The sequence below is a fragment of the Paenibacillus sp. MT86 genome (assembly GCF_058792535.1).
This window is the reverse complement of record NZ_CM179499.1, coordinates 4,740,310-4,753,412: the sequence shown is the minus strand read 5'-3', so window position 1 is coordinate 4,753,412 and position 13,103 is coordinate 4,740,310. Positions and strand designations below refer to the sequence as shown.

The 13,103-nt window shown below is 53.8% G+C and carries 10 protein-coding genes; all 10 read left to right on the top strand.

What is annotated here, in order from left to right:
- Positions 1 to 187 precede the first annotated feature (187 nt).
- The 10 genes from lspA (at position 188) to carB (ending at position 13,093) form a co-directional block, all read left to right on the top strand.
- Entirely contained in the window at positions 188 to 688 is a 501-nt protein-coding gene (gene lspA, locus AC3RCL_RS21280; RefSeq protein ID WP_096773081.1) for a signal peptidase II, read from the top strand.
- Positions 688 to 1,659, top strand: a complete 972-nt coding sequence (locus tag AC3RCL_RS21275; RefSeq protein ID WP_492536423.1) for an RluA family pseudouridine synthase — start codon at positions 688 to 690, stop codon at positions 1,657 to 1,659. The genes lspA and AC3RCL_RS21275 overlap by 1 nt, the downstream gene beginning before the upstream one ends.
- Before the next feature lie 151 nt (positions 1,660 to 1,810).
- Positions 1,811 to 1,966 (top strand): RAxF-45 family protein, encoded by a 156-nt coding sequence (locus tag AC3RCL_RS21270; protein WP_009589583.1) that lies wholly within the window; start codon positions 1,811 to 1,813, stop codon positions 1,964 to 1,966.
- A gap of 142 nt (positions 1,967 to 2,108) precedes the next feature.
- Positions 2,109 to 4,070 (top strand): ribosomal protection-like ABC-F family protein, encoded by a 1,962-nt coding sequence (abc-f, locus tag AC3RCL_RS21265; protein ID WP_492531800.1) that lies wholly within the window; start codon positions 2,109 to 2,111, stop codon positions 4,068 to 4,070.
- Between the two features lie 151 nt (positions 4,071 to 4,221).
- Positions 4,222 to 5,475 carry an LL-diaminopimelate aminotransferase gene (locus tag AC3RCL_RS21260; RefSeq protein ID WP_492531798.1) on the top strand — a complete coding sequence of 418 codons (1,254 nt, stop codon included), beginning with the start codon at positions 4,222 to 4,224 and terminating at the stop codon, positions 5,473 to 5,475.
- A gap of 317 nt (positions 5,476 to 5,792) precedes the next feature.
- Positions 5,793 to 6,353: a bifunctional pyr operon transcriptional regulator/uracil phosphoribosyltransferase PyrR gene (gene pyrR, locus AC3RCL_RS21255; protein WP_096773084.1), complete on the top strand. Its 561-nt coding sequence runs from the start codon at positions 5,793 to 5,795 to the stop codon at positions 6,351 to 6,353.
- Complete coding sequence (locus AC3RCL_RS21250; protein ID WP_277749023.1) at positions 6,353 to 7,264, top strand: aspartate carbamoyltransferase catalytic subunit; 912 nt, start codon at positions 6,353 to 6,355, stop codon at positions 7,262 to 7,264. Before pyrR ends, AC3RCL_RS21250 begins: the two co-directional genes overlap by 1 nt.
- 122 nt (positions 7,265 to 7,386) lie before the next feature.
- Entirely contained in the window at positions 7,387 to 8,688 is a 1,302-nt protein-coding gene (gene pyrC / locus AC3RCL_RS21245) for a dihydroorotase (protein WP_492531795.1), read from the top strand.
- A gap of 60 nt (positions 8,689 to 8,748) precedes the next feature.
- On the top strand, positions 8,749 to 9,885 hold the full coding sequence (gene carA / locus AC3RCL_RS21240; RefSeq protein ID WP_492531793.1) for a glutamine-hydrolyzing carbamoyl-phosphate synthase small subunit: 1,137 nt from the start codon (positions 8,749 to 8,751) through the stop codon (positions 9,883 to 9,885).
- Position 9,886: 1 nt separating this feature from the next.
- Complete coding sequence (gene carB, locus AC3RCL_RS21235) at positions 9,887 to 13,093, top strand: carbamoyl-phosphate synthase large subunit (RefSeq protein ID WP_492531791.1); 3,207 nt, start codon at positions 9,887 to 9,889, stop codon at positions 13,091 to 13,093.
- Positions 13,094 to 13,103: the final 10 nt, after the last annotated feature.

The following is a 13,103-nucleotide window of genomic DNA, read 5'->3' as shown; positions in this document are numbered from 1 at the left end:
GTTGACCTTCTTGGTTCATAGGTATAGAGTGCACCCATCGATAAGGTTTTACTGACGGAAAATGTTCTCGCCGCTGGACAGGAATGGACGGTTTCTGAGCCGCTGTGCTACAATAAGACGAGTTACGGACCGATCAGCGAAGATGTTCGCCTGATTGGAGAAGACAAGAACGGAGTGACATAAACAAGTGGTATATTATTTGATTGCATTTGTTTTATTTCTTATCGATCAGGGAACCAAGTACTTGATTGCTACCAAGCTCGAGCTTTATGAACAGATACCGGTCATCGGGGATTTCTTCCTGATCACGTCCAGCCGGAACCGGGGAGCCGCGTTCGGCATACTCCAGGACCAGTTATGGTTCTTCATCATTGTGACAATAATCGTTGTGGGCGGAATCGTCTGGTACCTGCGGAAGGTATCAAAAGAAGGACGCAAGCTGCTGCCGACCGCGCTTGCGCTTGTACTTGGAGGGGCACTCGGAAACTTCATCGATCGATTGATAATGGGAGAGGTCGTCGATTTCCTGCAGTTTAATTTTGGCAGCTACACCTTCCCGATCTTCAATATTGCCGATTCTTGCATCGTGATCGGCGTGGGATTGATCATATTGGACACGCTTCTGGAAGGAAGACGCGAGAAGATGCAGACAACAAGTGAAGTTTCAGGCACAGAAGGGACTGAATGATGGTGCAAGACGGTAAGGATACAGATACGGATTGGACAGATGAGAACGGTCAGGAAACGGAAGCCATCGAATGGACGGTGGATGCCGACGCTGCCAAAACCCGTATCGATAAATACATAACGGAAAATCTTGGGGAAGATGTGTCGCGTTCCCAAGTGCAGTTATGGATTGCGGACGGACATGTGAGCGTGAACGATGGCCCAATCAAGTCGAATTACAAAGTGAGTCAGGGTGACCGCATCGTGCTGAAGGTTCCCGAGCCATCGGCCGTCGAGATCATTCCCGAGGACATCCCGCTTGAGATCGCGTTTGAAGACGGGGACGTGATTGTCGTAAACAAGCCGAGGGGAATGGTTGTCCATCCGGCTCCGGGACATTCGTCCGGCACGCTAGTGAATGCATTGATGTTTCACTGCAAGGATTTATCGGGAATCAATGGAGAGCTTCGCCCCGGCATCGTCCATCGGATCGATAAGGATACTACGGGCCTGATCATGGCCGCGAAGAATGATAAAGCCCATGCTTCGCTGGCCGCCCAGTTGAAGGAGCACAGCGTGAACCGCCGTTATTTGGCGTTGGTGCACGGCAATATCAGCCATGATCAGGGAACCATTTACGCACCGATCGGCCGGGACGCCCAGGATCGCAAACTGTATACCGTCACGGACCGGAACAGCAAACATGCGGTTACGCATTTTACCGTGGTGGAACGGTTCGGAGATTACAGTCTCCTCGAGCTGAAGCTGGAGACGGGTCGTACCCATCAAATTCGCGTGCACATGAAATATATCGGGCATCCTCTCGTAGGGGATCCCGTTTACGGCAAGAGCAAGGGGATCAAATTGAACGGACAAGCGCTTCATGCGGCCGTATTGGGTTTTGTCCATCCTTCGACCGGGGATTATAAGGAGTTTTCGGCACCGATGCCGAGCGATATGAATGAGCTGTTGACGATTTTAAGGGGCCGCTAGCGGTCCCTTTTCGCATGTATAAGCACTGGGTCCCACAAAGGTTTAGAGTAAGCATCAAAGCATGGGCTCCACTTTGCTGGGCTATTTGTCTTGCCTTCCAAACCATGGATATGGTATAGTGACGATAACTTTGATGAAGGAGGTGAGCAGGATGAATATCGAGATGGTCAACAACCGTATTAGCCAGCTGCCTATCGCTATGGCTGGCATTGTTCATGCATTTCTCAACAACGGGAGAGGTCTGTCCAATTTTAATGATACGAGTTGTACCATCGCGAGAAGTCACCTGCCTGCCTGCACGGATTAAGCCGATTTAAGGCTTACGATTCTTAAGGGTCCGCGGAGCTTGCTCTGTGGACCCTTTTTGCGTTGCAGTCCGGTTCTTCTCCCTAATTCATGCGCTCGAACAGAGTTTTGGTATTGTTCGCAGCATACAGGAGGAACCAAGAATGAATATGATCAATGTACAGAAACTGACGCAATACCACGGGGCCCAGCTGGTATTGGACGGGATATCGTTTGAAATACAGGAAGGCGAGAGAGTAGCGCTTATCGGCAGAAACGGAAGCGGCAAGTCCACGCTGATGCGCCTGCTTGCCGGATTGGATCAGCCGAACGAAGGGCAGCTTGCCATCAAGAAGGATACAGTAATCGGGTATGTGGAGCAGATACCGAGCCATATGGATTCCTGGACGGTGCTGGATGTACTGTCCCATGGGTTGATTCACTTGAAGGAATACCGCACGGAAATGACGGAACTGGAGAAGAGAATGAGTGATCCGGACATCGCCGGAAATGCAGAGCTGCTCGATCGAGTGCTGCGGAAATATGCAGCGCTTCAGGAACGGTTTGAAACAGAGGGCGGCTATGAGCTGGAAGCGAGCATCGATAAAATCGCTACCGGGCTGCAAATACCCAAAAGTGAATACGGACTGGCTTTTGGTTCGTTGTCGGGCGGAGAAAAGACCCGTGTCGTGCTGGCATCGCAGCTGATCGTACAGCCGGATCTGCTCCTGCTTGATGAACCGACCAACCATCTGGATTTGGCACGCACGGAATGGTTGGAGGAATTCTTACACGAGTATCCGGGTACCTGCGTCATTATCTCCCACGACCGATATTTTCTGGACCGGGTCGTGTCCAAAACGATTGAGCTTGAAGATGGCGAAGCTTTCACTGCCTATGGTGGCTACACTGCGTTCATGAAAGATAAGGAAGAGCGTTTGCTGCAGCAGTTCGCCGATTACCAGGAGCAGCAGAAAGTGATCAAGAAGATGAAGGAATCCATCAAGCAGCTTGAAGAGTTCGGCCGGATTGGCGGCAATGAGAAGTTCTTCAAACGCGCAGCTTCCATGAGGCGGGCACTGGAGCGGATGGAGCGGGTCAAGAGACCTGTGCTGGATCGAAGACAGGCCGATTTCGAGCTTTATCCTCAGGATCGTTCCGGCCGCCGCGTGGCATACTTTGAACAAGTTGAGGTTCGCTTTGGGAATCAGGCGGTGCTGGGAGGGGCTTCCGGTCTTATCGAATTCGGCGAAAAAATTGCGCTGATGGGTCCGAACGGCAGCGGAAAAACGACGCTGTTCAAAGTGCTGGTGGGCGAGCTTATGCCCGACTCCGGATCCCTTGAATGGGGCGCGCGAGTCGACGTGGGATATCTGGCCCAGCAGGAGGAGCCGAAAAATCCGAAGGAAACGGTGCTCCAATATTTTCGGGAGAACGCCGGGGTTGAAGAGGGAGAGGCCCGGGGGATTTTGGCAAGATATCTGTTCTATGGCGCGGCCGTGTTCCGATCGGTGGGCCAACTGTCAGGCGGTGAATGGACACGATTGAGGCTGGCGCTCCTAATCCATCAAAAGCCGAACCTGCTGCTCCTGGATGAACCTACGAACCATCTGGATATTGCTTCCCGGGAGGCCTTGGAGGATGCGCTGCAGGGGTATCAGGGGACCGTTCTTGCCATTTCCCACGACCGTTATTTCGTAAACCAAGTGTCAGGCAAGGTGTGGGATTTGAACCAAGGGACGCTGACCGTCTTTCATGGAAATTATGATGATTTCCGGGCCAAGAAAGACCAGCTTGAAGCCGCATTGCAGTTAAGAGAACTCTCAGCTGGTACGAATGTCGTTTCTTTACCAAGGGGGACGCCGCCGTCCAAAGCCAACGAAAAGCCCGGCCAGAAATTCGAACGCAACCATCCTGATCGCTCTGCCGCGGAAAGATCCAAATGGCTGGAAGAGGAGATCGCCCGTTTGGAGACCCGCATCCGGCAGCTGGACGGCTGGCTTGAAACGGAAGGCTCGATAAGCGGCAATTCGGACATGTCGCTGCTCGAAGAGCGTTGGAACGAGCGGGAGTCCCTGGCAGCAAGCCGCGACGAGCTCCTAGCAGAATGGCTGGAGCTGTCTTAACCGACTTCGTGCAGGGAGGCCATGGTGTGTATCAGCTCCGACTCAACCTAAAAAGTACAAATCATCTGATATATAATGCATGGCTCCAGTCGTGATTTTCCTGCATATTTAGGATGTGTAACAAAGCTAGAGTAGGAGATGAATACAAATCATGAGCATGGATAAATATCAGGAAACGTACATTCAACAGAGCTTTGCCGATCGGATTGGCGGTGCTAATTACGGTAAAGATACGGCCATTTATAAATTCGAGAAGATCAAGAGAGCAAAGGCGGCTGCGAAGCAGGAGCATCCTGATACCGAATTGATCGATATGGGAGTTGGCGAGCCGGATGAGATGGCGGATGCAGGCATCGTGGCAAAGCTGGCGGATGAGGCGGCGAAGCGGGAAAACCGCGGATATGCGGATAACGGGATTCCGGAGTTCAAGGAAGCGGCTGTTCGCTATTTGAGCAATGTATTCGGCGTCGAAGGCATCGATGCGTCCACGGAAGTGCTGCACTCCATCGGCTCCAAGCCGGCGCTGGCCATGCTGCCGTCCTGCTTCATCAACCCGGGCGACATCGCGATCATGACGGTTCCCGGATATCCTGTGCTCGGAACGCATACCAAGTATTTGGGCGGCGAAGTCTACAATGTGGAGCTGAAAAAAGAGAATGCATTTCTGCCGGATCTCGGCTCGATCCCCGAGGACATTGCCCGCCGTGCCAAACTGCTCTACCTGAACTATCCGAACAACCCGACGGGGGCCAGCGCAACGGCCGAATTTTTCGCGGAGGTTGTCGAGTGGGCCCGCAAATATGGCGTGGTGGTTGTTCATGACGCACCTTATGCTGCGCTCACTTATGATGGTTTGAAGCCGCTGAGCTTCCTGTCCGTTCCTGGAGCGAAGGATGTCGGCGTGGAGCTTCACTCCCTGTCCAAATCCTACAACATGACGGGGTGGCGCATTGGCTTCATCGCCGGCAACCCGCTGGTGGTTAAAGCGTTTGGCGACGTGAAGGACAACAACGATTCCGGACAATTCATCGCCATCCAAAAGGCTGCCGCTTACGGTCTGGATCATCCGGAAATTACGGAGAAGATCGCCGAGAAGTATTCCCGCCGCCACAACATGCTGGTCGACGTGCTGAACGGACTCGGTTTTACGGCGGAGAAGCCCAAAGGTTCCTTCTTCCTGTATGTGGAGGCTCCGAAAGGCGTCAAAGGCGGACGCCGTTTTGAATCCGGGGAAGACTTCTCCCAGTACCTGATTCGCGAGAAATTGATCTCCACCGTTCCTTGGGATGATGCAGGACACTTCGTTCGTTTCTCCGTTACCTTCATTGCCGACGGCGAGGAGGAAGAGAAACGCGTCATTTCCGAAATTCGCAGAAGACTCAGCGATGTGGAATTCGAGTTTTAATTCAAGGCTATGAACATGCTTGGAACGCGACAACGTTCGACATGATTGCTGTTGACATCTCTTGTAGGGTCTGTCATAATGGGATCAATCGAATAGCACCTTTAAATCAGTCCCGTGAGGCTGGCAAGGTAACGTGAACCGAGGTTCATTAACAGGAGGCATGGCTCTGTCTGCGGATAGATGCTGCGCTTTCCACACCATCTCTATGAGATCAACTCCTTGTCCAGCCGGGCAAGGAGTTTTTTTGTGTGGAATGAATCCACGGATCGTCAGGAACGATAAAGGGCTAATCAAACGTTTAGAAGGAGGACAAGAGGATGAGCAACGAACAGCATGTGATTATGGACGAGACGGCCATCCGCCGCGCGCTAACGAGAATTGCCCATGAAATATTGGAAAAAAATAAAGGGATCGAGGATTGCGTATTGGTCGGGATTCGCACGCGCGGGGTGTTTCTGGCCCAGAGAATCGCGGAGCGAATGAACGAGATCGAAGGTACTCCGATTCCTTGGGGAGAGATCGACGTGACCTCTTACCGCGATGACCGGGACAGCAATGGAGCCGCTGCGGAACGGGGTGAGGGAGCGAAGCACAGCCTAGCGCACCTGAACATCCATGACAAGAAGGTTATTTTGTTTGATGACGTGCTGTACACCGGCCGGACGATTCGGGCAGCAATGGACGCCCTGATGGACTGCGGACGGCCTAGAATGATACAGCTTGCGGTTTTGGCAGACCGGGGGCATCGCGAGCTGCCGATCCGGCCGGATTATATCGGAAAGAACGTTCCTACCTCCAAACAAGAGGAAATTACGGTGGCATTAACCGAAATCGACGGCAAGGACGAAGTGACCATTAGCCAAAGAGAGGAACGATAATCATGACAACAGCCATTTCATTGAAAGAACGCAGCCTCTTAGGTTTGAAGGATATTAGCAGAGACGAAATCGGATCCATCCTGAATCGGGCAGCATATTGGGAAGCGCAGTCCGAGAAAGTGGTGCCGGTACTTCAATCGAAATTTGCGGTTAATATGTTCTTCGAGAACAGTACCAGAACGAGATTCTCGTTTGAAATGGCTGAGAAAAGACTCGGTGCCGAGGTCATGAACTTTGCGGCGGCAGCATCCAGCGTCGAGAAGGGCGAGTCGATCTACGATACCGTCAGAACGCTGGAATCCATGGGAATCGACGCGGGCGTCATCCGGCTGAAGCCAGCCGGCGTGCTGCAGGAGCTGGCGGAGCGGATCTCGATTCCGCTGGTCAATGCGGGCGACGGCAACAATGAGCATCCCACGCAGGCGCTGCTTGATCTATACACGATGAAGAAAAGCTTCGGCGAGCTTAAGGGATTAACGGTGTCCATCATCGGGGACATCAAGCACAGCCGGGTTGCTCGTTCGGATCTGTGGGCCCTGCAGAAGTTCGGAGCCCATGTGCAGTTCTGCGCGCCGGAAACGATGCAGGCTCCGGAGCTGGCTCAGTATGCGCCTTACGTATCGATGGAAAAGGCGCTCAAGGCCGATGTGGTGATGATGCTGAGAGTACAGCTGGAACGCCATAACGAAGGGGTGTTCAAATCCAGCGCGGAGTACCGGGAGCAGTACGGCTTGACGGAAGAGCGGGCGGCCAAGCTGTCGGGGCACACCATGATTATGCATCCGGCACCGGTGAACCGCAACGTTGAAATCGACGACGCGGTCGTGGAAAGCCCGAGATCGATGATATTCAAGCAGATGGCGAACGGAGTGCCCATTCGCATGGCGGTCATGGAACGGGCGATGGTCTGATTCGAACATGCGGAATACGGTTTACAGAATGAATAAATATTAATAATTATACACAAACATGAATTTTTATTATACAATATACAAAGAAGCGAACGGTGCTTCTGCTGCGGAGGGGAACCAAGATGCAAATGCAAGTGATAAAGAATGCCAAAGTGATCAATGAACAAGGACAGCTCGAAGATAAACATATCGTCATTGCAGACGGATTGATTCAGTCGGTTGCGAGCGATATCGCAGCCTTGCCGGAACCGGGCGATCACGTTCAGATCATCGATGCCGAGGGCAAGCTGGTCACGCCGGGATTCATCGATATGCATGTGCACTTGAGAGAGCCGGGTTATGAGCACAAGGAAACCATCGAGAGCGGCAGCCGCTCGGCAGTCAAAGGCGGTTTCACCACCATCGCCTGCATGCCGAACACAAGACCGGTGACCGATACGCCGGAAACGGTGAAGCTCGTGCTGGATAAGGCCAGCGAGGCGAATCTTGCGAAGGTGCTGCCATATGCAGCCATTACGAAGAACGAGCTGGGCCGCGAACTGACGGACTTTGAGGCCTTGAAGGCCGCGGGTGCGATCGGATTTACGGACGACGGCGTCGGTGTGCAGAACGCACAGATGATGAAAGATGCCATGAATAAAGCGAAAGCGCTGGGCATGCCGGTCATTGCGCACTGCGAGGATGACTCGCTGGTAAAAGGAGCTTGCGTGACCGAGGGCAAATTCGCTCAGCAGCACGGCCTGAAAGGAATACCGAACGAGTCGGAAGCGATCCATGTCGGGCGCGACATTCTGCTGACCGAAGCCACCGGCGTGCATTACCATGTATGCCATGTGAGCACGGAGCAGTCCGTAAGATTGATCCGCCAGGCAAAAGCGATCGGCATCTCGGTAACGGCCGAGGTATGCCCGCATCATCTGGTTCTCTCCGACGAAGACATTCCCGGCCTTGATGCAAACTGGAAGATGAACCCGCCGCTGCGCACACCGCGTGATGTGGAGGCTTGTATAGAAGGTCTGCTGGATGGAACGCTTGATATGATCGTAACGGATCATGCGCCGCATAGCGGGGAAGAGAAAGCAAAAGGCATGGAGCTGGCTCCCTTCGGCATCGTGGGATTCGAAACGGCGTTCCCGCTGCTCTACACCAAGTTTGTCGCCACGGGAAAATGGGATCTCGCCCTGCTCGTAAAACGGATGACAAGCGATCCGGCAAGAGTATTCGGTCTTGCAACGGGTGTGCTGGAAGCCGGTAAAGCAGCGGACCTGACCATGATCGATCTCGAAGCGGAGAAAGAAGTGAACCCGGAAGAGTTCGCAACAAAAGGCCGGAACACGCCATTTACAGGCTGGAAGCTGAAAGGCTGGCCCGTCATGACTTGGGTGGACGGCGAAGTGAAATGGTCCGAACAAAACGGATTCTAAGTAACAAATAGGCAAAAGACTTATAAAATAAATTACACATAGATGACAGGAGTGATCGGGATGCAGGCAAGATTGTTACTGGAGGACGGAACGCTGTTCAGCGGAAAATCCTTCGGCGCGGATGCTGAAATGACCGGAGAGGTTGTTTTCAATACAGGGATTACAGGATATCAAGAGGTGCTGAGCGACCCGTCCTACTGCGGACAGATCGTAACCATGACGTACCCTTTGATCGGCAACTACGGCATCACGCGGGATGACTTTGAATCCATTCGGCCGTTCGTTCACGGATTCGTCGTTCGTCGTCATGAGCCTGTTCCCAGCAACTGGCGCGCAGAATACAGCGTTGACAGCCTGTTGAAGGAATACGGAATTCCGGGGATCAGCGAGATCGATACGCGGATGTTAACCCGTATCATCCGTCATTACGGTACGATGAAGGGCATTCTGACCACTTCCAACAAACCGGTGGAAGATCTTAAGGAGATGCTCGGGGATACGACGATCGCTGAACTCCGCAACCAGGTGGCAAAAACCTCGACGCCGCAAATGTTTACGAGTCCAGGGCCAAAGGAACGGATCGTACTGGTCGACTTCGGTGCAAAAAGCGGGATTCTGCGCGAATTGACGTCCCGCGGGTGTGACGTCATGGTCGTTCCGCATGACACGACGGCCGACGAAATCCGCAGACTTCACCCGGACGGCATTCAGTTGTCCAACGGCCCTGGGGACCCGAAAGACGTGCCTTACGCCGTCAACATGGTCAAAGAACTGCTCGGCGAATATCCGATCTTCGGCATCTGCCTTGGCCACCAATTGTTTGCGCTGGCTGCCGGCGCGGACACCGAGAAGCTGAAATTCGGACACCGCGGCGGAAACCATCCGGTAAAAGAGCTTGCCAGCGGACGCTGCTACATCACTTCCCAAAACCACGGATACACCGTAAACGAAGAATCCGTCAAAGGGACGGATCTGGAAGTTACGCATATCAACAACAACGATAAAACGATCGAAGGCTTGAAGCACTCGAAATTCCCGGCCTTCTCGGTGCAATACCATCCTGAAGCTGCGCCTGGTCCGCACGACAGCAGCTATCTGTTCGATCAATTCCTTGAAATGATAAGAGACCATAAACAGAATGAAATCCGGAAACCGCGCCAGGCGGTTCTGGCCGCAGCCGTGAAAGGAGCTCAATAATATGCCTAAACATGATACATTGAAAAAAATTCTCGTCATCGGCTCCGGTCCGATCGTCATCGGGCAAGCAGCGGAATTCGACTACGCTGGAACCCAAGCCTGCCAGGCACTGAAAGAAGAAGGCATGGAGGTCGTGCTGATCAACAGTAACCCGGCGACCATCATGACCGACACCAACATGGCGGATAAAGTATATATCGAGCCGATCACGCTGGACTTCGTTACCCAGATCATCCGTCAAGAGCGTCCGGACGGACTGCTCCCGACGCTTGGAGGACAAACGGGACTGAACATGGCGGTTGAGCTTGCCCGCGCCGGAATTCTGGAGCAGGAGAATGTGAAGCTGCTCGGAACGCAGCTGGAATCGATCGAAAAAGCCGAAGACCGCGACTTGTTCCGCGAGCTGATGCGCGAATTGGATCAGCCCGTGCCGGAGAGCACGATCGTAACGACCCTGGAAGAGGCGCTTGAGTTCGCGAATGAGATCGGTTATCCGGTGATCGTGCGTCCGGCCTACACGCTTGGCGGCACCGGCGGCGGCATTTGCGCAACCGAAGAGGAGCTGCGCGAAACGGTCAGCTCTGGACTTCGCTACAGCCCGATCACGCAGTGCCTGATCGAGAAGAGCATTGCGGGAATGAAAGAAGTCGAGTACGAGGTTATGCGCGACGCCAACGATAACTGCATCGTGGTATGTAACATGGAGAACTTCGATCCGGTCGGCGTTCATACCGGCGACAGCATCGTCGTGGCGCCAAGCCAAACGCTGTCTGACCGCGAATATCAAATGCTCAGATCCGCATCGCTGAAAATCATTCGCGCCCTGAACATCGAAGGCGGATGCAACGTGCAGTTCGCGCTGGATCCGAACAGCTATCAATATTACGTCATCGAGGTAAACCCACGGGTCAGCCGCTCATCCGCGCTGGCTTCCAAAGCAACGGGCTACCCGATCGCGAAGATGGCAGCAAAAATCGCGATGGGTTACACCCTGGACGAGATCGTTAACCCGGTAACGGGCCAGACGTATGCTTGCTTCGAGCCTACGCTGGATTACATCGTCAGCAAAATTCCGCGCTGGCCGTTCGACAAGTTCATCCATGCCAACCGGAAGCTGGGCACCCAGATGAAGGCAACCGGCGAAGTGATGGCAATCGGCCGCACCTTCGAAGAATCGATCCATAAAGCGGTCCGCTCCCTGGAAATCGGCGTGCACCGTCTATACCTGAAAGGCGCGAACGAGCTGAGCGATGAAGTGCTCCAGCAGCGCCTGATCAAAGCGGACGATGAGCGGATGTTCCTGATCGCGGAAGCGTTCCGCCGGGGCTATGATCTGCAGCAGATTCAGGACCTGACGAAGATCGACTGGTGGTTCCTGGACAAAATCGAACGCCTGATCAAGTATGAAGACCATATTCGCAGCGAAGCGTCGCTGACTTACGAAACGCTGTACGAAGCGAAGCGTCTCGGCTTTACGGATCGTGCCATCGCCGAGCTCCGCGCAGAAGGCAAGGCCAGCACGCACACGACCGAGGAGTCGATCGGATTCCTCCGCCGCGAGCACGGATTGCGTCCGGTTTACAAAATGGTGGATACCTGCGCAGCGGAGTTTGAAGCAACGACGCCGTACTACTACTCCACCTACGAAACGGAGAATGAAGTCATCGAATCCGCGAAGGAGAAAGTCATCGTGCTCGGCTCCGGTCCGATCCGGATCGGTCAAGGGATCGAATTCGACTACTCCACGGTGCATGCCGTATGGGCCATCCAGAAGGCGGGATATGAAGCGGTTATCATCAACAACAACCCGGAGACCGTATCCACCGACTTTAATACGTCGGACCGTCTCTACTTCGAACCTCTGTTCTTCGAAGATGTCATGAATGTCATCGAGCAGGAGAAGCCGATCGGCGTCATCGTACAGTTCGGCGGGCAGACGGCGATCAACCTCGCGGAGCCGCTCAGCAAAGCGGGCGTGAAGATTCTGGGCACAAGCCTGGAGAGCATTGACGAAGCCGAGGACCGCAAGAAATTCGAAGCGCTTCTGTTCCGATTGGAGATCGCCCAGCCGAAAGGTAAAACCGTAACGTCGGTCGATGATGCCGTAGAAACGGCACAATCGCTGGGCTACCCCGTGCTCGTAAGACCTTCGTATGTACTGGGTGGACGCGCCATGGAGATTGTATACTCCGACAGCGAGCTTCTGAGCTACATGAAAGAGGCGGTTAAGATCAACCCGGATCACCCGGTTCTGATCGACCGTTACATGCTGGGCAAAGAAGTGGAGGTTGACGCGATCTGCGATGGCGAGACCGTGCTGATTCCGGGCATTATGGAGCATGTAGAGCGCGCAGGGGTTCACTCCGGCGACTCGATTGCGGTATATCCGCCACAATACTTGTCCCAGGACCTGAAGGACAAGATTGTCGAAATTACGATCAAGATTGCCAAAGAGCTCAATACACGCGGACTTGTCAACATCCAGTTCGTCATCTATAAAAACGAAGTGTACGTAATCGAAGTGAATCCGCGTTCTTCCCGGACGGTGCCGTTCCTGAGCAAGGTGACGGGCATTCCGATGGCGAACCTGGCTACGCAGGCCATTATGGGCGGCAAGCTGAAGGATCTCGGATACGAGGAAGGCATGTGGCCGGAAAGCGAGCATGTATCGGTTAAAGTGCCGGTCTTCTCCTTCGCGAAGCTTCGCCGCGTGGAGCCGACCCTCGGACCTGAAATGAAATCGACCGGCGAGGTTATGGGCCGCGACGTGAAGTATGCCAAGGCACTGTACAAAGGCCTCATCGGTGCAGGCATGAAGATTCCTTCAACGGGCGCGATCATCGCCACCATAGCGGATAAAGACAAAGCCGAAGCGGCTGCGCTGCTGAAGGGCTTCCATAAGCTGGGGTATAAAATCATCGCAACCGGCGGTACGGCGGCAGCGCTCAAAGAAGCGGGTCTTGACGTGACGACCATCAACAAGCTGTCCGAAGGCACGCCGAACATTCTCGATATGATCCGCACAGGCGAAGCGAACTTTGTCTTCAACACATTGACCAAAGGCAAAACGCCGCAGCGCGACGGATTCCGAATCCGCCGGGAAGCGGTAGAGAATGGCGTTGTATGCATGACCTCGCTCGATACGGTTCGCGAGCTTCTGACGATGCTGGAGACCATCAACTTCTCCTCTGAAGCGATGCCGGTTTAAAATCGAGAAG